At 36.5% G+C, this 22368-nt stretch carries 20 protein-coding genes and 1 pseudogene; 9 read left to right on the top strand and 12 right to left on the bottom strand.

The window, feature by feature from the left end; all coding sequences use genetic code 11:
* Position 1: 1 nt before the first annotated feature.
* The 5 genes from BAMA_RS17680 to BAMA_RS17660 all read right to left on the bottom strand — a co-directional run bounded on the left by BAMA_RS17680 (position 2) and on the right by BAMA_RS17660 (position 5370).
* Positions 2 to 1471, bottom strand: a complete 1470-nt coding sequence (locus tag BAMA_RS17680; RefSeq protein ID WP_034641826.1) for a spore germination protein — start codon at positions 1469 to 1471, stop codon at positions 2 to 4.
* Positions 1472 to 1601: 130 nt separating this feature from the next.
* Positions 1602 to 3074: a sodium:solute symporter family protein gene (locus BAMA_RS17675; protein WP_034641824.1), complete on the bottom strand. Its 1473-nt coding sequence runs from the start codon at positions 3072 to 3074 to the stop codon at positions 1602 to 1604.
* Positions 3074 to 3268, bottom strand: coding sequence for a DUF3311 domain-containing protein (locus tag BAMA_RS17670; RefSeq protein WP_034641821.1), 195 nt, complete (start codon positions 3266 to 3268; stop codon positions 3074 to 3076). Before BAMA_RS17670 ends, BAMA_RS17675 begins: the two co-directional genes overlap by 1 nt.
* Before the next feature lies 1 nt (position 3269).
* Positions 3270 to 4445 carry an amidohydrolase gene (locus BAMA_RS17665; RefSeq protein WP_034641819.1) on the bottom strand — a complete coding sequence of 392 codons (1176 nt, stop codon included), beginning with the start codon at positions 4443 to 4445 and terminating at the stop codon, positions 3270 to 3272.
* Positions 4446 to 4623: 178 nt separating this feature from the next.
* Positions 4624 to 5370 carry a C39 family peptidase gene (locus tag BAMA_RS17660; RefSeq protein ID WP_034641817.1) on the bottom strand — a complete coding sequence of 249 codons (747 nt, stop codon included), beginning with the start codon at positions 5368 to 5370 and terminating at the stop codon, positions 4624 to 4626.
* A 552-nt stretch (positions 5371 to 5922) separates the two neighbouring features.
* Between BAMA_RS17660 and qoxA the strand changes: the two genes are divergently transcribed.
* From qoxA to BAMA_RS17630, 7 genes are all read left to right on the top strand, one after another.
* Positions 5923 to 6795 (top strand): cytochrome aa3 quinol oxidase subunit II, encoded by an 873-nt coding sequence (gene qoxA, locus BAMA_RS17655; RefSeq protein WP_034641815.1) that lies wholly within the window; start codon positions 5923 to 5925, stop codon positions 6793 to 6795.
* Positions 6796 to 6828: 33 nt separating this feature from the next.
* A complete protein-coding gene (gene qoxB, locus BAMA_RS17650) occupies positions 6829 to 8763 on the top strand; it encodes a cytochrome aa3 quinol oxidase subunit I (RefSeq protein ID WP_034641811.1) in 1935 nt (644 codons plus the stop codon).
* A 13-nt stretch (positions 8764 to 8776) separates the two neighbouring features.
* Positions 8777 to 9379, top strand: a complete 603-nt coding sequence (qoxC, locus tag BAMA_RS17645; RefSeq protein ID WP_034641808.1) for a cytochrome aa3 quinol oxidase subunit III — start codon at positions 8777 to 8779, stop codon at positions 9377 to 9379.
* A gap of 1 nt (position 9380) precedes the next feature.
* Positions 9381 to 9692 (top strand): cytochrome aa3 quinol oxidase subunit IV, encoded by a 312-nt coding sequence (qoxD, locus tag BAMA_RS17640; RefSeq protein WP_034641805.1) that lies wholly within the window; start codon positions 9381 to 9383, stop codon positions 9690 to 9692.
* A 205-nt stretch (positions 9693 to 9897) separates the two neighbouring features.
* Entirely contained in the window at positions 9898 to 11727 is a 1830-nt protein-coding gene (locus BAMA_RS17635; protein WP_034641800.1) for a monovalent cation:proton antiporter family protein, read from the top strand.
* Between the two features lie 89 nt (positions 11728 to 11816).
* Positions 11817 to 12035, top strand: a complete 219-nt coding sequence (locus BAMA_RS24140) for a DUF4022 family protein (protein WP_084158041.1) — start codon at positions 11817 to 11819, stop codon at positions 12033 to 12035.
* 35 nt (positions 12036 to 12070) lie between these two features.
* Positions 12071 to 12508, top strand: a complete 438-nt coding sequence (locus tag BAMA_RS17630; RefSeq protein ID WP_034641799.1) for a GNAT family N-acetyltransferase — start codon at positions 12071 to 12073, stop codon at positions 12506 to 12508.
* Between the two features lie 191 nt (positions 12509 to 12699).
* Here the strand turns inward: BAMA_RS17630 and BAMA_RS17625 are convergent, their stop codons facing one another.
* The 3 genes from BAMA_RS17625 to BAMA_RS17615 all read right to left on the bottom strand — a co-directional run bounded on the left by BAMA_RS17625 (position 12700) and on the right by BAMA_RS17615 (position 16081).
* The gene (locus BAMA_RS17625) at positions 12700 to 13992 is read right to left on the bottom strand and encodes an NCS2 family permease (protein WP_034641797.1); all 1293 of its coding nucleotides are present in this window, start codon (positions 13990 to 13992) and stop codon (positions 12700 to 12702) included.
* A gap of 137 nt (positions 13993 to 14129) precedes the next feature.
* Positions 14130 to 14765: a class A sortase gene (locus BAMA_RS17620; protein ID WP_034641795.1), complete on the bottom strand. Its 636-nt coding sequence runs from the start codon at positions 14763 to 14765 to the stop codon at positions 14130 to 14132.
* 131 nt (positions 14766 to 14896) lie between these two features.
* On the bottom strand, positions 14897 to 16081 hold the full coding sequence (locus BAMA_RS17615) for a 3D domain-containing protein (protein ID WP_034641792.1): 1185 nt from the start codon (positions 16079 to 16081) through the stop codon (positions 14897 to 14899).
* A gap of 780 nt (positions 16082 to 16861) precedes the next feature.
* On the opposite strand from BAMA_RS17615, the pseudogene BAMA_RS25655 reads away from it, so the two are divergent.
* Together BAMA_RS25655 and BAMA_RS17605 are read left to right on the top strand one after the other, a co-directional pair.
* Positions 16862 to 17395, top strand: a pseudogene (locus tag BAMA_RS25655) (methyl-accepting chemotaxis protein); the annotation flags it as partial.
* Between the two features lie 160 nt (positions 17396 to 17555).
* A complete protein-coding gene (locus tag BAMA_RS17605) occupies positions 17556 to 18377 on the top strand; it encodes an undecaprenyl-diphosphate phosphatase (RefSeq protein ID WP_034641789.1) in 822 nt (273 codons plus the stop codon).
* A 49-nt stretch (positions 18378 to 18426) separates the two neighbouring features.
* Here BAMA_RS17605 and BAMA_RS17600 read toward each other — a convergent pair whose 3' ends face one another.
* From BAMA_RS17600 to sph, 4 genes are all read right to left on the bottom strand, one after another.
* On the bottom strand, positions 18427 to 18630 hold the full coding sequence (locus BAMA_RS17600; RefSeq protein ID WP_034641787.1) for a hypothetical protein: 204 nt from the start codon (positions 18628 to 18630) through the stop codon (positions 18427 to 18429).
* Positions 18631 to 18737: 107 nt separating this feature from the next.
* The gene (locus BAMA_RS17595) at positions 18738 to 20042 is read right to left on the bottom strand and encodes a D-arabinono-1,4-lactone oxidase (RefSeq protein ID WP_034641785.1); all 1305 of its coding nucleotides are present in this window, start codon (positions 20040 to 20042) and stop codon (positions 18738 to 18740) included.
* Positions 20030 to 21202 (bottom strand): amino acid deaminase/aldolase, encoded by a 1173-nt coding sequence (locus BAMA_RS17590; protein WP_034641784.1) that lies wholly within the window; start codon positions 21200 to 21202, stop codon positions 20030 to 20032. Before BAMA_RS17590 ends, BAMA_RS17595 begins: the two co-directional genes overlap by 13 nt.
* 174 nt (positions 21203 to 21376) lie before the next feature.
* Positions 21377 to 22363, bottom strand: a complete 987-nt coding sequence (gene sph / locus BAMA_RS17585; protein ID WP_034641858.1) for a sphingomyelin phosphodiesterase — start codon at positions 22361 to 22363, stop codon at positions 21377 to 21379.
* Positions 22364 to 22368 lie beyond the last annotated feature (5 nt).

The following is a 22368-nucleotide window of genomic DNA, read 5'->3' as shown; positions in this document are numbered from 1 at the left end:
TTCATTCCCCCTCCTTTGGACGCAATGTATCATCTTTCGTTTGTAAATATTCTGGACGTTTCGCAATCATCGATTTTGGCAACCTAAGAATTTCATCTTTCCAATCCGGATAAAATGCCGGCACAATCGGCGTCAAATACGGAACACCAACACTCGTTAAGTTCATAAGATGAACTGCCAATGCTATTAGCGCAAGAATAATCCCATATAACCCAAAAACGGTAGCCGCTAAAACAAATAAAAACAGTAAAATACGAAACGTAATTGTGATGCTGTATACCGGAAGTGTAAAAGTCGCTACAGCTGTTACCGCAATAACAATTACTAAAAACGGATTCACAACCCCAGCACTTACTGCTGCTTCTCCAATTACAAGTCCCCCAACAATACCAATTGTTTGCCCCATCGGTTTCGGCAGTCGAATACCAGCTTCTCTTATTAACTCCATCGTAACAGCCATAATAAGCGTTTCAATGTATGCCGGAAACGGCACACCCTCTCGCGCTCCTGCAATTGAATAAGCTAATTTTGATGGAATAAGACCTTGATGGTAAGAAACGAGTGCCACGTACACAGCTGGTAATAAAACTGCAATCGTTGCAGACATCATTCGTAAAAAGCGAAGTAACGTCCCAATAACCCACCGTTCATAGTAATCTTCTGTAGATTGGAGCACATCAATAAAAACCATTGGTGCTACTAATGCAAAAGCTGTTCCATCTACTAAAATCGCAGCTTTTCCTTTCATTAATGAACCAACTACATTGTCTGGTCTTTCTGTATTTAAAAATTGTGGAAATGGCGATAAAATATTATCTTGTATCAATTGTTCGATTGTCCCTGTTTCAAATACAACATCTGTATCAATCGATTGAAGTCTCCGCTCTAATTCTTCAACTATATAAGGATTAATAATATCCTCTATGTATACTAGTGTTACTTCTTTTTGTGATCGTTTCCCCATAATATATGACTTAAATCGAAGTTGTGGGTCTCGTATATGACGCCGAATCAACATTTTATTTGTATTAATATCTTCAATAAAACCAATTTGGGGACCACGAATTAGCGCTTCTGTCGCTGGAGCCTCTAGACTTCTCATCTCCCAATCCCGGCTATTAACTATAAGAACCGAGGGTATAGTCTCAATAAAGACTGCTGTATCCCCCGCTAAAATTGCATTAATAATTTGAGGAAGTTTCTCTTCAGTAGTTACATCAGCAATGGAGAAACGCGAATTCAATAATGTTTGAACGTTCACATTCCCTTCTGGTAAACCCTCATACTGCAATGGGTAAATAACAAACTGATAAATTAACTCTTTATGCGCCAATCCACATAAAAAGACTACCGCACAACGTGTTTGACAACCAGCAAGTGTGAACTCTTTAATCGTTAGGTCCTTAGGTGAACCTAACTTCTCTTGAATCTCTTGTAATACTTTAGATAAGCTAGCATTGGATCCTAACAATTTTTACACCTAACTTTCTCTTCCATAAGTTAATGTTATATTTCGCCATGAAAGAGAAATATATACAAAAAGAGGTTGCCCGAAAACAAACCTTTTTTCGGATAACCTCTTTCACTTGTATAAATAGACATTATTTATCTGCTGCTACATAATCTGATTTAACTGCCATTCCTCTCGTTACAATACTAACGACTACCATAACTGTAACATTTAAAAATAATGCTATAATCCCAACATTTAAATCTTTAATAAATTGAGGGAACATCGGAAACAAGCTAGCAATTGTAGAACCTGTTAAAGTAATGTACGCAACAACAATTAGCCCTACCCCCATACCAGCTATTGCCCCTTGTTTTGTAACAAACTGCTTTTTGAACAAACTAAACACAAGAGGTGGGAACAGCTGTGTAACGATACTATATCCCATTAAAAGGAGTGCACCAATTGTCTCTCCCCCTGTAAAAGTAAAGAACACCGCCACAAGCGCAACAATAGGAACGAACAACTTAGCTGCCCGTGTCACTTGCTCATCTGAAACAGAAGGTGCCAATGCTTGATAAATATTTTTAGCAAGTAACGTCGACGCAGCCATCACTAACATAGACCCTGGTACAAGTGCCGTTAGTAACCCTGCACTTCCAATAATCCCAATAAACCACGGGTCAAACGTCTGAATCGCTAAACGGAATAACGAAAGATCTACATCAGCCCCTTGTAACCCAGGAACTTGTAAAATTGCTGCAAATCCCGCAAAAAAGACAAACAACAGAACTAAAGAATATAGCGGCATAATCGCAGCATTTTTCCGAAACACTTTTTCACTTTTCGCTGAAAAAGCAGATGCAAATGTATGCGGCCACATATAAAAACCTAATGCGGTTAATACAATAGTAGAAACAAACCAAGAAATACTCATCCCTTCATCTGGCAAAGAAAGAAATCCTGGATTAGCAGCTTCAACCGCTTCAAACATTGGTTGAAAGCCCCCATAGTAATGGAATGGCAAATACACTCCAAGAAACACAACAATTACTAAAATCATGATATCTTTTAAAGCTGCCGTCCACGCCGATCCATGTATCCCAGAAATCATGACATATATCGTAATTGTAATAGCTCCGAGCCAAACTGCCACACCAGGTGAAACCCTCCCGTACGATGCTTCAGATACGATAATCCCCAATCCTTTTAGCTGTAAAACTAAATACGGAATAATAGAAATAACTCCAATAACCGAAACAATAATACCTAACGTCTTACTATCATACTTTTTCGCAAAAAAATCCGGCTGTGAGACAAGCTTATGTTCTTTCGCATATTTCCAAACAGGAGGAAGCAAGAAGTAAGAAAGTACATACGCTAAAGCACCGTATCCTAAAATGTAAAAGGTCGGAGCCCCCTTACTATACGCCCATCCACTTCCACCTAGAAAAGTAAACGTTGTATAAATCTCACCTGCCATGAGTAGGAAAATAAAGATAGTCCCAAATCCTCTTCCTCCTACAGACCATTGCTCTAAGTTCATATCTTTCCCTCGCTGAGCTCGAATACCTAAAAATAAAGAAATACCTAAAAATAAAATAATGATAAGAAGCGCTTCCATTACTCGCCCCCCTTATTCATTGGATCAAGCCAATATAAAATCCCTATACATACAGATGTAATACAAACAGATAACAAAATCCAAAATAATAAAAAAGGCATACCAAGTATGTACGGAGTAACTCGATTTGTAAAAATCGGACCAATTACTAAACAAAGAACCGGAATGAGTGCCAATATGTGTATTTTCTTCATATCATTCTCCTTCCTTCATAAAGTTCTGAACAGCTGCAACAAAAAGTTCTACACCAATCGGCAAAGCATCTTCATCAATCGTAAAGCGCGGGTGATGATGAGGATAAACAATCCCTTTTTCTTGATTTCCAGCTCCAATAAAGAAAAACGTACCCGGTGCTTTTTGTAAAAAAGCAGAAAAATCTTCTCCTGCCATCGTTGGTTGCATTCGAATTACTCGCTCTCTTCCGAACAGTTGTAACGCTGTTTTCTCTATGTGTTCTGTAACATATTCATCATTTATAACCGGTCTATAACCATATTCATATGTAAAGGTATAATCTGCACCATATACATCTGTTATATTTTTTACAATCTTTTCAATGCGTACCGCCGTTTGCTCTCGTAATTCATGTGATAAACTTCTTACTGTACCCACAATCTCTGCAGAGTCTGGAATTACGTTATGAGTCGTCCCTGCATGAAATTGTGTTACAGACAAAACGAGAGAATCTAAAGGGTTAGTAAGCCGCGATACGATTTGCTGAAGTTGCGATACAATTTGCGTTCCAATCATAATGCTATCAACTGTTTCATGCGGAATCCCTGCATGTCCACCTTTCCCAATCACCTGAATTTGAAATACATCCGGTGAAGCCATCGCCGGACCATATATAACGCCCATTTTTCCAACCTCTAATTGTGCCCAAAGATGTGCACCAATAATATAATCAACACCTTCCATTACACCAGCACGAACCATCTCTTCCGCACCTCCTGGAAAGTTCTCCTCCGCATGTTGGAATAAAAAACGAATTTCTCCGCAAATCTTTTCTTGCTGACTTGCAAGTGCATGTGCTGTACCAAGTAACATAGCAGTATGTCCATCATGACCACAAGCATGCATAACACCAGGGTGCTTCGAAATAAAATCAAATTCATTCTCTTCCTGAATCGGCAATGCATCCATATCAGCACGAAGAGCAATTGTTTTCCCTGGTAACTTTCCAACTAGCCTTGCCATCACACTATATTTTGTGGGACGTGAAACTTCTAAATGAGGGAATGAACAAAGGGTATCATAGACAAATTGCGATGTTTTCTCCTCATGAAATGAAAGTTCCGGATACATATGAAAGTGTCTTCTCCACTTAACTAATTGTTCTTTTAAAACAGCAACATTTTCGACAACACTCATTATTCAACACCCTTTCTTCACAAAGTTAAATAATATTATATATCTATTTAAACGGAAAATAAATAATATTCTGACTTTTGTGAGGGGAGTTTTACAAATAATTATTTCAAAAAATTATACCCTCTATCTATAGAGTATACGATTTTATGACAGAGGGTATATTACACCTATCAATTTGTTAGTCTAAAATAGCAATCGCCTGACTCCCCATTTGTTCCCAAGCAGCTTCGAATTTATCTCTTTGAATACCTTTACGCGGATTAGCTGCAAGTGGATCATTTACATATACAAAGTTTTCATCATAGCCAATTACGACTGCACTATGCTCATAATATGTAATTCGCAGTTCTCCTGCATTCGTCTGCCACGTTTGAAAACTTTCTTCCCCTAAAGGTTGAAATGTTGTATTCGAAATAATCCACACTGGGGACCCCGAACTAACTACTTTATATACATCTTCAATATCCCGTCCCGTTAGATTAACAGCTTGGCCAGGAGCATATTTCTCCGCTAACTGAAAGATCGGTTCATTATACACACCGTATCCACGCTCTGCTTTTTCATACATGTTCCCAACAAAGCCTTCGTGAGGGTTTCCATGTAAGCCATTTTCATAAAACGGGACACGTGCAATCTCATTTGCAAGCTGCATCTTATCAACTTGTGCCCCTTCATATTGAAGCATCATCGCTAAGCTTGTTACTTCACAACCTCGAGGCAATTCAGGATATTGCTGAATAAAAGGGACATTCTCTATCATCGCATTCCCTTTCATCTCATAAGTAAGATCTACCCGTAATTCCTGTGTTGTTTGAAAAAATTTATTTTTCCCTTTTTCGATTACATCCATTACATCGTTACTACACGCAACACCAATCGTGATTCCAAATCCTAAAATACATATATATTTTAATTTCCTTAACATAAACTTAACTCCATTACTTAATTATTTTCAACGCATATCATTCTCATTGTACCTTGGTTTTTATAAGTTTACTAGGATGATTATGTAAATATTATCCTATCAAAACTTCCAAACACACTATAACATACGTGACGTTCTTTTTACTTACTACAAGAACACAGAGATTCACATTCAAATATTAAATTATAAAAATTATAACCGAGTCTAAGACATAATTTTGCTAAATTTGTCACATTTCCAGAGCAATTTCCTTAACATTTCAAAATAAAATAAACAAAAAAATCCAAATATAACTTCTTATTACAAAATAATTTACTCCTATATATTGGATATGTTGGTATAACTTTATTTATCTTAAAATTCTAACATTTAAACAAGATAGGTAAAAATGGTTTACAATATTATCAAGTTACAAATGTTTTTCAGCGTAAAAAGTGTGCATTTGTGTCTATTTTTTAACAATATCTTAAAAACTATTGCCATCTATAAATTAATAGGTTTATATTGTTTTATTGGCATAGTTTCAATTCAAGCAGAAAGGAGATTTTAACCGTGCAACTGAAAAAAACGTTTTGGAGGTTGGCTTCACTTCTTCCACTATCATTAATTTTGTTCCTCGGTGGATGTGAACAACTTGCCGTATTAGATCCAAAAGGACCTGTTGCGAAAGAGCAAGCTGACTTAATTATTTGGTCAATACTCTTATTATCGTCAATCATTGTTGTCGTATTTGCATTGTTTACAATTGTTTTAATTCGTTATCGTGAAAAGCCAGAGAACATGGACTATGAGCCACCTGATCAACACGGTAACACATTACTGGAAATTATTTGGACAATTATCCCAGTACTTATCGTTATCGCATTATCGATTCCAACGGTAAAAGCAACTTACGCTGCGGAAAAGCCACCAAAGGAATCAGCACATTTAGAACCAGTTGAAATTTATGTAACATCTGCAAACTGGAAATGGTTATTCAGTTATGAAGAAGAAGGCATTGAAACCGTTAACTATTTAAACATTCCTGCAGGTGTACCAATTCAATTTAAACTAACTTCTGTTGGTCCAATGAACGCGTTCTGGATTCCAGAGCTTGGCGGTATGAAGTATACAATGGACGGTATGATCATGGATCATTATCTACAAGCTGATAAGCCTGGTACGTATTTAGGACGTAGTGCAAACTTCTCTGGTGAAGGATTCACTCACATGGAGTTTGAAGTTGAATCTAAAACACAAGAAGAGTATGACGAGTGGGTAAAAGAAGTAAAAGAAACTGCTCCTAAATTAACAGAAGAAAAGTATAACGAAATCATTCAACCAGGTGTAGTAGGGCGTATGACGTACTCAACGAATCACTTAGAGTACGTAGATCCAGAAACACTTGAGTATTGTGATTACAACTACTACAAAAACCGTAAGTAACATTTATAATTCCAACAGATTGGAGTGAACACAGTGAAGCTTGATGAATTTTTTGTCACAGGTGATCCTCTTATTTATGCAGCGGATGCATCGATTGTTCTTGTGACATTAGCAATCCTTTACGTACTAACAAAGTACAAAAAATGGCGCTGGCTTTGGGATGAGTGGTTAACAACTGTAGACCATAAGAAAATCGGGATCATGTATATTATCTCGGCTATTGTTATGTTGTTCCGCGGTGGTATGGACGGCTTAATGATGCGTGCCCAGTTAACATTCCCAGAAACAACGTATTTAGACGCAACACACTATAATGGTGTATTTACAACGCATGGTGTCGTTATGATTATCTTCATGGCCATGCCATTTATTATGGGATTAATGAACGTTGTTGTGCCTCTACAAATTGGAGCTCGTGACGTTGCTTATCCATTCTTAAACGCATTAAGTTTTTGGTTATTCTTTGTCGGCGCTATGTTATTTAACATCGCGTTCGTTATTGGTGGTTCTCCAGACGCTGGTTGGACGATGTACTTCCCAATGGCAGGTACAGAATTTAGTCCAGGCGTAGGAAATAACTACTATGCAATTGCACTCCAAATTTCCGGTCTCGGTACGCTCATGACCGGTATTAACTTTATTGTTACGATTTTAAAAATGCGTACACCAGGTATGTCATTAATGAAAATGCCAATGTTCACATGGTCTGTTTTAATCACATGTGTCATCATTGTTTTTGCATTCCCAGTATTAACAGTAGCACTTGCTTTAATGACATTTGACCGTCTATTCGGCGCTCACTTCTTTACAATTGCAGCAGATGGTATGCCAATGCTTTGGGCAAACTTATTCTGGATTTGGGGTCATCCTGAAGTGTATATCGTTATTTTACCGGCATTCGGTATTTTCTCTGAAATCATTAGTACATTCGCTCGTAAACGTCTATTCGGATACAGCGCAATGGTTTACTCAATGATTGCCATTTCGTTACTAAGTTTCTTAGTATGGGTTCACCACTTCTTTACAATGGGCTCTGGTCCAGCGGTTAACTCATTCTTCTCGATCTCAACGATGGCAATTTCGATTCCAACAGGTGTAAAAATCTTTAACTGGTTATTTACACTGTATAAAGGACGAATTCGCTTTACAGTACCAATGCTTTGGTCATTAGCGTTTATTCCAAACTTCGTAGTTGGTGGAGTTACAGGGGTTATGCTTGCAATGGCAGCAGCTGATTATCAGTACCATAACAGTTACTTCTTAGTTGCTCACTTCCACTACGTATTAATTGCAGGTACAGTATTTGCGATGCTTGCTGGTCTTACATTCTGGTATCCAAAGATGACTGGTCATATGCTAAACGAGCGCATCGGTAAGTGGACATTCTGGATCTTCATGATCGGATTTAACGTATGTTTCTTCCCAATGTACTTCTTAGGTTTAGACGGTATGACTCGTCGTATGTACACGTATTCTGCAGATCTTGGTTGGGGCTGGTTAAACCAAATCGCATCTGTTGGTGCATTAATGATGGCTGTTGGATTCATCCTATTATGCTACAACGTAGTTTGGAGTGCTCGTCATGGTGAGCGCGATACAACAGGTGATCCATGGAATGGTCGTACACTTGAGTGGGCAACGCACTCGCCTGTTCAACATTACAACTTTGCAAAGCTTCCTGAGATTAAGGAAAGTGATGCTTACTGGTTCATGAAGAAACGCGGAGAATCAGTAGTACCAAAAGCGGATGAATTAAAACCAATTCATATGCCAAGTAACTCAGGCGTTCCAATCATTATGTCTCTGTTCTTCGGTATAGGTGGTTTTGCATTAGTATTCAGTTGGTTCTGGATTGCAACTGTATCTTTAGTCGGTATCGTAGGTTGTATGATCTGGCGTTCATTCGATTATGATGACGGATATTACGTTAGTGTAGATGAAATTAAAAAGACAGAACATGTAGCATGAGAGGTGAAACGAAATGGCGGCTTTAGATAAAAGCTTACCGCTAGAATATCAATCCGAACAAGGTCGGTTGAATATTTTAGGGTTCTGGATTTTCCTTGGGGCTGAAATCGCGCTGTTTTCAACGCTTTTTGCCTCGTATCTATTATTAGCTGGTCGTACGGCAGATGGTCCGACACCAGCACAGCTGTTTGAACTAGACATTCTACTCATTCAAACAGTACTACTTTTAACAAGTAGTTTTACTTGTGGCATTGCAATTCATGAAATGCGCAAAGAAAATCAAAAAGGGATGTTAATTTGGTTCATTTTAACATTGCTTTTAGGTGCAGGATTCCTTTTCTTTGAAATTGAAGAGTTTATCCTTTACGTTTCACAAGGTGCAACGATGCAAACAAGCGGATTCTTATCTGCATTCTTCGTTCTCCTTGGAACACACGGTGCCCACGTAACAGGTGGTATCATCTGGGCAATTTGTGTAATTGTTCAAATTTTAAAACGAGGTTTAACACCAGTTACAGCTCGTAAAGTATTCATTATTAGCTTATACTGGCATTTCCTTGACGTTGTTTGGATCTTCATTTACACACTAGTTTACTTGAACGGGATGGTGGCGTAACATGGAACAAAACAATACACAAGCAAATCATAACGCTCATAAAGGTTTTCCTTGGTCTCACGTTTTCGGGTTTGTTTTATCGCTAGCATTAACGTTTGGTGCCGTATTTATTGCACTAGAAACAACTTTGCCATTCTCAACGATTTTCACAGTGATTATCGTAATGGCAATTGCACAAGCGTTACTACAATTAATTATGTTCATGCATTTAAATGAAGGTGAAGGTGCAATTCAAATTTTAACAATGGTTTACAGTTTCTTTATCGCTGCAACAATCATTGTTGGTTCTGTATGGATCTTCTTCTCCATGTAATGCGAAGGCCTGCTGGTTACGATCAGCAGGCTTTTTCTTTTATACTCCCCTTCCCTATCAAAAATCCTTACCCTAGACTTTCAATATTTTTTTATAAATAATGTTATGAAAAGTCTTTCTTTATGGAATCGAATTCATATGCATTGCATTTCTATTTATAATATGTCTAAATAAGTACTATATTATTTGAAGGGAGAGAAACCCTATGGAGCATCATTCCTCAGTCACTTCACTTATGATTGTTGTTGCAATCGCATTTTTCATTCCCCTTTTACTACAACGTTTTAAATTAAACGCAATTCCTGTTGTTGTAGCAGAGATTATTGCCGGTATTATTGTGGGTAAAAGTGGATTTAATATTATTGAACCAGATATGTGGCTTGCAGTATTATCAACACTCGGATTTATTTTCGTAATGTTCTTAAGCGGTTTAGAGATTGACTTTTCTATTTTCAAACAAAAAGGTACTAAAACAAATAGTGATGAACCAAATACGTTCAAAATCGCAACTATTATTTTCTTCTTCATTTTTGTTTTATCCTATGCCTTATCACTTCTGTTTGTATGGCTTGGATTTGTAGATAGTGCATTCTTTATGACACTTATTATTTCGACCATCTCGTTAGGTGTCGTTGTACCGACATTAAAGGAGAAAAACTTAAACAAAACAGCGATTGGACAAATCATTTTACTTGTGGCCGTTATTGCTGACTTAGTAACAATGGTATTATTAGCTGTATTTGTTGGATTAAACTCACCAGATGGTAAAAGCATGTGGCTCCTTCTCGTCTTGTTTGGAGCGGGTGTTGCTATCTACTTTATCGCAAGACGTTTCCAAAACATTCCCTACCTTGATAATTTAAAAGCAGGTAGCGTACAAATCGACACACGTGCTGTCTTCGCACTTATTTTAATTCTTGTTGGTTTATCGGAAACAGTAGGCGCTGAAAATATTTTAGGAGCCTTTTTAGCAGGTGTACTTGTGTCTCTACTATCTCCGAATAAAGAAATGGTCGAAAAGCTTGATTCTATCGGGTATGGTTTCTTTATTCCAATCTTCTTTGTTATGGTTGGTGTAGATTTAGAAGTATGGTCTATTTTTAAAGATCCTACTAGTATGCTTATGATTCCATTTTTAATTATTGGACTGTTTATCTCAAAACTGTTGCCAGTACTTTTACTTAAAAAATGGTATCCTCGTAACATCGTGTTAGGAAGTGCCATTTTACTAACGTCTACGTTATCTTTAGTCGTTGCAGCAGCGCAAATTGGTGAGAAGTTAGGTATCATTACACCAAGTTTATCCGCTTCACTTATTTTAAGTGCAGTTATTACATGTATTTTTGCTCCAATTATATTTAAAAAGATGTTCCCAAAAGTTGAGGTACCAAAACCAAAAATCTCAATTATTGGAGCAAGTCGTATTACATTACCACTATCGCTTGACTTAAAACGAGAAGAGTATGACGTTACACTTTACATGGTAAAACAAAATAAATTAAACACAGAGGAAGCTACAGCCCATGACTTCCCTATTGTAAAATTAGACACTCTTTCAATTGAGGCATTAGATGCACATGAAGCATTTACTGCTGATCGTATTGTTGTAGCAACAAGTGACGACGAACAAAACTTATTATTAGCAGAACACGCAAAAGAACTTGGCGTTGAACATGTCATTGCAAGTGTAGAAGACCCACTACTACAAGAAAAAGCAACGCAAGAGCATATTGCTGTATTCTCAACAATTAATTCAACACGTATTTTACTACGAGCTCTTGTTGACCGCCCAAGTCTCGTTCGCTTAATTACAACGGCCAATGAAACAGTACGTGAAATAAAGCTTCATAACAGTAAATATAATGGCTTAGCACTACGTCGCCTACCTTTCTTAGGTGATGCGCTTATTATTCAAATTTACCGTGGTAATCAAGCATTAGTACCTCATGGTGACACAAAGCTACAACACGGTGACACACTTCTTGTAACAGGTTCTAAAGAACATATTGATACGATGAAGAGCATGGTTGAATAAAAGAGTCCCTTCCGCATTTGGAAGGGACTTTTTTTCTTTATCCATGGTAAAATATTACTTATAAGACAGATAAAGCGAGGAACGATACAATGTCTATCTCTACATTAGCACTTTTATTATTAGGGGAAGTACTTATTGCCATTATATGTGTCGGTTTAAGTATAGAACTTTGGAGTTACGGATGGAAAAAATCAAACGCAGTGAAATACACTTGCATCTTCTTCTCCCTCATTATTGGTATTAGCAGTATACTGGGACTTTTCGTCGCGCCTGCTTATTTCTTTATTCAACTCATAGAAAAAGTATAATGAAACTATATACGAATGGAAAAGAGGTTTGGTAGATGATAGAAGTAAAGCAAATTCATGCTGATGAAACGTACAAATTAAGACATGAAATTTTACGGCCACATCAAAGCTTAGAAGACTGCAAATACCCTTCTGATAAGGAACAAAGCAGTTTCCATCTCGGAGCATTTATACAAAATAATCTTGTTGGTATCGCTTCTTTATCCATGGAACAACACCCTTCTTTTCTAGGAGACAATCAGTATCGATTACGCGGGATGGCTACGCATCCAAACTTTCGTAAACAACAGGCTGGAAGCTCATTAATTCATCATGCCAAACTCATTTTAATAGAACGCTCCGCACAGCTTCTTTGGTGTAATGCAAGGACTGACGTTGAAAACTACTATAAACGAATCGGGTTTAAAGTGCATGGCAGTGTTTTTGATATTCCTCCCATTGGTCCGCATAAGCTTATGTATACAACACTCTAAAAAAAGAGCGCTTCTCATAAGAAGCACTCTTTTTTACTATTTATCCCGCTATTTGTGGGCTGTAAGACTCCCACCTCAAAAACTAAGGGATTCAGAGAAGTTTAGGTGGGAGATAAACAGCCCGTAAAAGCCCGATTGGTCGGGCTAACACTCAGTAGGGAATGAACCCCCCCACTGAGTGAAGTTTCACTTTATAAAAGTAAATGACATCCAAATAAAATGGCAAATACGTAAAGAAGTGGGTGTACTTCTTTCGCTTGTCCTTTCACAATCTTTAAAATCGGATAGATTAAAAATCCAAGGGCAATACCATTTGCAATACTTGACGTAAGTGGGATACCAATGAAAATAAAGAACGCTGGAAACGCATCTTCAAACTTGCCCCAATTTACTTCACGAATACTTTGTGCCATTAAGCTACCAACAATAATTAACGATGGTGCAGTAATTGCAGCTACGCTAGATAACGAAGCAATAACTGGACTAAAGAAAGCTGTAATAATTGTTAATACAATGGCAACAATTCCTGTAAGTCCTGTTTTCCCGCCTGCAGCAATACCTGCTGAAGACTCAATAGTTGCCGCTGTAGGACTCGTGCCAAACATTGCTCCAGCCGTGCCACCAATTGCATCTGAAATAAAAGCTTTCCCAAAGCGCTTTTCTGCATTATCCGCACTTAATCCCGCTTGTTTAATGAGCCCAAGCAAAGCACCTGTCGTATCAAATAATAAAACAAGTAAGAATGAGAAGACAACGCCGGATAAGCCATATTGAATCACATCTGATACAGCTTGAACAGGATTGGCTACAATAATGCCTTCTGGTAAGTGGGGCATTGCCATAAGTTGATCTTCAAATTTGAGTTGACCTGTGAAAAAGGCAATAATTCCAGTAACAATCATGCTAATAAACAAGGCGCCGCTTACATTTAACGCCATCAGCACAGCTGCTAACACTAAACCGATAATCGTTAGTACAACAGCAGGTGAATGAAAATCACCAATCGTCACTAAATTTGTTGGATGATCGACAATAATGCCGGATAAGCGTAAACCGATAAAAGCAATAAACAAACCGATTCCAGCGGCAATTGCATGCTTTAAGCTATCGGGAATTGCAGTGATAAGCTTTTGACGAAATGAAGTAAAAGAAAGTAAAAGGAAAATAATACCCGTTACAAATACAGCAGAAAATGCGATAGCATATGTAATCCCTTCTGCCTCTTGTACGACAGAATAAGCAAAATACGCATTCATCCCCATTGCCGGTGCAATAACGATAGGATAATTTGCTAAAAAGGCCATACATAATGTACCAATTACAGTAGCGATAATTGTTGCTGTAAACGCTTGCTCAAATGGTACTCCTGCATCAGATAAAATCTTTGGATTAATAACAAGAATGTACGCAAATGTGAAAAATGTTGTAATACCAGCTAAAATCTCTTGCTTCACAGAAGTATTGTATTTTTGCAATTGAAACATAGTCTTTTTTTCCTTCCCACATAGTAGATAAAAATATATTACTTAATCTTACCAATTTGTAAAAAGTAGCGTCAATATATCTGAGAATAGTTGGAATTATTAAATAAAAGTCCTGTTGTTCTCTAACAGGACTTTTATTATTTCTCCATCTTTTTCTTTTGTACGAAATCTCCTGATACAACATATCTCTTTGCATTATTCTTTATAGTTATGCATGTAATCAGTGTAATCTCCTCTTTACCATGATCCTCTACAACTTCCCATTCGCTTGGTATTACTTCTTTCACCTGCTGCACAGCATATTCGTATTCATATTCACCATCATACAAATAAATCTTGTCGCTCTTATTTAATGTTGAAATATCACTAAATAAAATACCTTTTTTAGACATATTATGACCCGCTAGCGCATAATTTCCTTTTCCCATTTCCTGCTTTTCCTTTATCGCTCCTGCACCAGACAAAAGGTTCTTCTCTGTTGCAGCATTTAAAATGGGAAGTTCTAATGAAATACTCGGAATTACCATTCGCCCTATCACACTTTTTTTGTCGAGCTTCGCATTTGATATATCCGCTAAATTAGGCTGTACAATTTCAGAAGCATCAACAAATTTTGTTTCTTGCTTAGAGTATTTCATCTTGTTCACTACTTCTATATTTGCTTGCTGCTTCTTTTTAGCTTGATAACCATCATAATATGGCTTAGCAATTAAAAACAAGCCACCTATGCACAATATAAGCGCTAAAATTTGATAGATTTTTCTTTTGTTCATGTCTTTCACTCTTTCTAATTTTCAATATGTATAAAGTGAAACTTCTATTCGCTACAACTTGTTATATGTTAAGCGTAACATGAACACATAAAAAAATTCTACTTTGCTCCATGCAAAGTAGAATTTTTCATTTATAAAATAGCAACTTTTACAGTTCTTCTGCCCCAATTGTAAACAGCGGTTTTGTCAGCAATGAATACATCAATCTTATGGCCTTTAATTGCTCCACCTGTATCTGCCGCAATTGCCACACCATATCCTTCTACCCATACACGAGAAAGTGGTGGAATTACTGATGGGTCAACCGCAATAATTTTTAAATGTGGATTTGCTGTTAAATTATATCCACCATATCTTGTATATACTTGTTCTCCAGGTTTTTTCCCATTCTCTAACGGATCATTTGAGTATGCTGTCGCTGTTACATAAAATTCACGTCCACCTGCCGGCTTACCTTCTACAGGTGTATTACTATTTACAGCCTCAGTTCGTTCTTTATTATTTGCTTCTCTTGCAGCTTTCGCTTCAGCTTCTGCTTTTGCTCTCGCTTCTGCCTCTGCTTTTTCACGTGCAATTGTTTCTTGAACGCTCTTCATATTTGCTTCAATCTTCGCTTTTTCTTGCTCCGCCATTGTAAGCTGCGCTGCAATTGCGTTATATTTCGTTTGTACAGTATCTAAATGCTCTTGACGTTTATTTAAATCTTGTTGCAAAGCTGCCTCTGCCGTAGCTAATTTTTGCTTTTCAACTTCTAAAGCTTTTTCTTTTTCATCGATTACTTTTTTATCTGTCTCAATTTGCATTAAGTCTTGCTCTTGTAAACTTAAAATCTCCTTATCGGCTTCCATAATCGTAGAAACAGCATTCATTCGCTGCAGTAAATCTCCAATACTTGTAGAATCTACAAGAACATCAACTACGAAATTCACATTTGAGTGGTTTTGAACAGAGATCATACGCTTCTTCATAATATCTTTACGCATAAGTACTTTATCTTGTAAGTCGATAATCTCTTGTTTCTTTTGCTCAATCTGTTTGTTCGTTTCGTCGATTTTCCCTTGAATCACACTTTGTTCTTCTTTATTCTTTGCAATCGTATTATTTAAGTTATGTAATTCTTTCTCGATACCTTGAATCTCTTTCATTACAGCTTGCTTTTCTTCTTCTTGCTGCTGAATGTTTTCATCATTCTGCTGCAACTGCTGCTGCATGTTGTTTAATTTCTCGTCGTTTGACTCAGCTTTTACAGCTGCTGTACTAGACAGAAACATCATTCCTGCTAATACTATAGTGCTGATACGCTTAAAATAGTTCATAATCCGACTCCTCTCCCTTACAGTTATACATGATTTATTTTACATTTCGTTTACAGAATCATTAAATACAGTTTATTTTTACCTCCAAATAATGGTAATAATTAAATGGAACTATGCTCATTTTAAGAAAAATTGATTGATGTTCTATACATCTCAAACTTATTTCCAATCATTTTTTCAAAAATAATTTCAATTTCTATTCAGCTCAGATTAACGGAATTCATGAAGTTTCACTATATTTCTACTCTTTTTAATTAAAAATGTATTTTTTACAAAAATTTTAACATTTATATAATGAATATATTTAATTATAATGATAAAATTTCTGTATAGATAAATAATAAAATATAATTAGTTGGAGAGACGCCAATGTTTACAAAAACAAAAACATTAGAAAAAGAAATCTATGATTTACAAAGTCAGATTGCATACTTAGAAGAACAACTTGCCGAAAAAGATGCTGAACAAAAAAAAGTTATGCTTAGTTTACGTGAAGATATTTTTACAATTGTGAATGAATATGAAAATGTAAACAAACAACATTACACCCTTCAAAATTTAACACAACAATTACATGAATGCTTCGACAAAGTCACAACAAGTACAAATCGTTCCAATCAATTAAACAACGAAATGCTTCAAAAAGAACAAGAGCTAATGCACACAATTGAAGGTATTGTTGTGTTTTCAAAAGAAGGTCAAGATTCTGTTCAACAGCTATTAACTGTTATTAGCAGACTCGGTGAGCAATCCCAAAAAACATCTAGCAGTATGAATCATTTAAGTGAGCGCTCAAAAGAAATTGAGCAAATTGTTGAAGTGATTCAAAATATTGCTGCACAAACAAATTTACTTGCTTTAAATGCAAGTATTGAAGCTGCCCGTGCAGGGGAACATGGAAAAGGATTTGCTGTCGTTGCAAATGAGGTTCGTAAGCTTGCTGAAAGTACTGCTGAAAGTACAAAGAATATTGGGGATTTAACAAAGAAAATTCAAGAAGAAATTGAAAAAGCATATGAAAATACGAAAAATAACCTTCATCTTGTTGATGAAGGAATAGAAGGCAGTGCAGATACAAATGCACGTATTGAGAAAATTTTAACGATGATTCAAGAGCTGCAAGGAGATGCTGCTAGTGTTATTGAAGCCATCCAACAACAAAAACATTGTAATGAAAATGTGTTAACAGAGTTCTCAAAGACATCTGAAATGTTCCGAAAAGTAGATAGTACTTTAAGTCAGCACATTTCAGACACTAATTCCTTAAAAGAACGTTTTTCACACAATATCGAGAATCTTGTAAACAATAAATAATATCGCACAAGAAATGTCCATCCTTTTCACATAAGGTGGGCATTTCTTACATTTTAATGTGAAATTTTATTTCTTCTCCTTTTTTCATTCTATTACTTCATTCTTTTGCTATAATAGGAACGTTGTACTTTGAAGTAACCAGTATAAAGAGGAGGACATCATGGAACAGGAACAACTTTATTACATTTTAAAATACTTATTCCTCGGTCTATTCCAAGGATTCACAGAACCGATTCCGATTTCTTCAAGCGGTCATATCGTACTTGCACAACATATATTAAATTTAGAAATAGAAGGTTTCAGTTTTGAATTGCTTGTTAATACAGCTTCATTATTTGCTGTACTTGTAATTTACCGAAAAGACTTAATTAGACTTACGAAAAACGGAATCTCCTACATCTTTACAAAGGATAAAGAAGCAAAATCTGATTTCTTCTTTATCGTTTATCTTGTAATTGCAACAATTCCTGCTGGGGTTATTGGGGTTTTATTTGAAGATCAAATCTCGGCCTATTTTAAAGGTGTAAAAATCATCGGTGTTTCATTATTGATTACTGGTGTTGGTCTATGGATCATTCGCAACTTACGCGGTCGTAAAAATGATGGTGAATTAACGTTAAAAGATGCAATTATAATTGGACTTGCTCAAGCATGTGCATTAATTCCTGGTATTAGTCGCTCAGGTGCAACAATTGTTGCTGCAATGTTACTTGGCATGAAACAAGAAACTGCATTACGCTTTTCTTTCCTATTATATATTCCAGTTAGCTTCGGTGGCTTCTTATTAAGCATTACTGACCTTGCAAACGATCCAAATTTAGATACACTGATGGTGCCATATATCATCGCCTGTATCGCAACCTTTATTATGACTTACATCTCACTAAAATGGTTTATGAACATCATGGCAAAAGGTAACTTGAAATACTTCTCAATTTACTGTTTTATTGCAGGTACGTTAACGATTTTATTCTTATCATAATAATGATAAAAAGAAAGCTTGCACAAATGCCTATGTGCAAGCTTTCTTTTTATTTATAAACTTTCTTTTCCTGACAGTATAACCGTATGCTGTGTCCTCTTTCTTCTGTCACATCATGTGTAACACGAATAATGATTAAGTTACGCTTTTCTGCCTTCTCGTTAAAAAAGATTTGCTCGCCCTGTTGAAATTGCCATTGACTTGTGAAAGATGTAATATATTCTCCTCCTACTAAAAACAACTCATAGTTCATGAAGATTGCTCCTTTCTTATATTATAAAATCATTATAATTAGATTATAACTCATCAAATTAACGTATGTCCCCATTAAAGTAAAGCTGACATATTCGATTGTCAGCTTTACTTTAGTGAAAATATGGTAGCTAAATAAGGATTGAGAAATAATCCTGTTGGATCTAAAGTTTCTCTTACCTGTAAGAAGCTATATAACATAGGATAAACCTGTTCTAACTGTTCGTATTTCATCGTATGCATCTTTCCCCAATGCGGACGCCCGTCATACTTTTGAAAAATACGTTCTATCTCTTGGAAATAAGCAGCATATTTCATTCCTTTATACATATGAACAGCAATGTAAGCTGAATCTCTTTCATATGAAGGACTGAGCCATAAATCATCCCCTTTCACGTAACGGCATTCAATTGGAAAATGCACATGAAAATTTTTTTGGTGAATTACACGATAAATTTCTTCCACAACTACGCGCATGTGCTCTTGCGGAACACTATATTCCATCTCATAAAAACGCACATTACGTGCTGTAGCAAATACTTTATGGCTTGGACCAACTATCTTTGTATTTGGTACTACTTTTGCAGAAAATTGACTTACTCTCTCACTTAAGGAAGGAAACAATCGACAGCTCTCTGAAAGCAAAGAGAATGCCATATTCTCAATCACTTCTGTTTGTAACTTATGCCATCTCATTGTACTTCCTATCTCTTCTGTTTGATTTGTAATTTTCACTTGTACATCATCAGAATATGGGAACAGGAAGAATTCAAAGTGACGATTTTTCTTATACTCTTCTAAACGCTCCAATACAGTAAAAAGGTGTTCCTTTTTACTTTCATAAACGAGAGAATACGCTGGAATCACTCTTAATCTTACCTTCACAATAATACCGAGCATACCAAGTGAGAGCTGAACAGCTTTCCAATATTGTGTATGTTTAGTTTCTGAGCATGTTATCACTTCTCCAGATGCAAGCACTACTGTCATCTCAACTACTTGCGTTGCTAAATTCCCAAACAATACCCCTGTTCCATGTGTACCTGTACTAATGGCTCCGGCAATAGACTGCGCATCAATATCACCTAAATTCTCTTGTGCATATCCGTTAGCTGCTAATATCTTACCTAGTTGATGTAACTTTGTCCCTGCCCAAACTTCTACTACTGGTGCACTCGAATCAACACCTACAATTCCTTGTAACTCATCTAAAGAAACGAGTATTTCTTCTGTTTGTACAAGAGCGGTAAAAGAATGACCCGAACCAACTACCCGAATACGTCTTCCAATACTTGTTGCAAACCGTACAACTTCGACAACATCATCAATACTTTTAGGATATATAATATACTGAGGTTCACCTTGCACATTTCCTGTCCAGTTTTTCCACTTTTGACCTGTCACAGAAAGCATTCTCCATCCCCCCGATACGTTTCATATGTACCTATAATTTTATTATCTACAACGCGATGTAGCTTCAAAAACCGCTCACATAACTCACCTGCTTTACTGTGCCGAAACAAAATTCCTTCCCCAATTTGTAGCTCTTCTGTTCCATCATAATAAACAGGTGTTTGCACCTCACCGGCTCCTTCTAACGAAAGTAGCTTTGCTCCAGCTGGCATATAAGGTTGTGGCTGCTTATCTTGTCCAGTCATACCAGAGGCAATATAGCCCCCACCTAAGCACGTGTAAATATTCGGTTTCGGTTTACGCACAATTGGTAGTACAAAACCAACTGCAGGTTCAAATGTAACGTCTTTATAATAGTCAAAAAGTGTTGGCGAATAAAAAGCTGAACCGACTGTAATCTCTGTTACCATCTCTTCTTCAGCCGTCGTTATGATACTGCCTGTTCCGCCACCATTCACAAATCGTAACGAGATCCCCTGTTGTTGTAATGCCCGTACAACCTCACTTCTTCTCTTTGTAACTTCTTTTACGGATTTTCTTTTCAAGTAAGAAATCATCATATTCCGTACATTTTGCTTTGGTACATGATCCCCTACTCCTGCAATTTGCGCCTCATACCCCATTACACCATCTAGTATAAGAAATGAGGATTGTAAAGTTCTCTCGGCTAGCTCAACTACTTGCGCCACTGTCCGAAGAGGAGAGCGTCTTACTCCAAAATGAAAACCGAAAAAATTCGTACTCATATCCACATCAAAACAAACTCGAAACTTCCCTTCTACTTCTCTTGCGATTTTTTCTAAATATACAAGATGTTCTTCACAATCTACCATGCATGTAATGACGTGTCCTTCTTTCGTTAAACTACTCATTTTCTTTAATGCTTCGTCATCCCAAGAAGGGTATCCCAGCAATAAATCATCAAACCCTTGTTCAATTAAAAATAGTACTTCTGCTGGTGAATAACACATAATCCCTTGGAAACATGTATGCGATCGCAAAATTTTCTTCATCACCGCTACAGAGCGTAAAGACTTACTTGCAATTCGCACACGCTTTCCTTTATGAAGACGAATAACAGTTTGAATATTTTTCTCTAACGCATCTTCATTTAAAAATGCACATGGTAATGAAACTTTCCTAAATATATCCTTGTTCATTTCTAATCCTCCTTTCTACATAACCTTCTTATACATATTGGAAAGAAAGTTTACTTTTCCTGTTTGAAATAAAAAAAGTTTCTTCCTGAAGAAGAAACTTTTCATTTCAAATATTTTATAGCGAATCTGTTATCAATTAATGAAGAATGAAATGCCACTCATTAAAGTTTCACTTTAATTTTCAATAATTATTGCCTGCACTGGATAATGATCTGAGTAATCATCATACGTATATGTTTTAAAGTAAGCTGTTACAGACCACTGCGGTGATTTTACGGGTAATACTTCGTTATTCATGTAAATAGGTTGTTTATGATTTTTGCTTGCTACAATATAATCTAAATGTTCAGCTTGTGCTGTTGGATAGTTATATTTTGCAATACTATTTGTAGCTGTATCCCAAGTTGCAGTATGCCCTGTATAATTTGGTTCTACTGCATGTAATGTGCTTAACATCGATGCATATTCACTACTATTTCCTTTATCCACATTAATATCTCCGCCAATTAACACATATTCATTAGCTGGAATTTGTTTATTATGAATAAATGTTTGGATTTCTTTCATTTGTAAGGCGCGAACCGCTTCTGGTGACGTAGATAAGCACATATTATCTTCTGCTTGTAAATGTGTGCCAATGACATGTATAAATTCGTTTCCTTTTTTAATCTTTGTATATACAAACCCTTTATTCGACTGTGCATCTGGACCACAGCCTGTTTGAAAAACATATTGCATTTTTTCTACAATTGGCCATTTACTCACGACAGCGACCCCACCATCTTCTATAGCAACCTTAGAATAAGAACCTAACGTTTGATCCCACTCACTGCCATTACTACGACCAAGTACTGGTGTTTGATGTGGATAGTCATCTACCAAATTATTTAACAAGTAAGTAGAAGCACTATTATCAAATACTTCATTTAAAATTACAACATCTTGATTTTTTATATACTGCGCCTCTCCAATTAAATCAGCTCTTTTTTGTTGTCCCCAGTTCGGATACAAATTTGTTGATAACATATATACATTATGCGTCATCACCTTTAACGCGTCTTCTTGATGGTTTGTTGTTTCAGCCAAAGCAGACGATGCTCCAAATAAAGTAGTAGCACTTATCCCGAGACTGCATACAGCTCGTAACCAGCTTTGTTTGATCATAC

The organism is Bacillus manliponensis (genome assembly GCF_000712595.1).
GTDB classification, from domain to species: Bacteria; Bacillota; Bacilli; order Bacillales; family Bacillaceae_G; genus Bacillus_A; species Bacillus_A manliponensis.
Note: the sequence above shows the minus strand (reverse complement) of the source record. Positions and strands in the feature narration are given on the sequence as shown.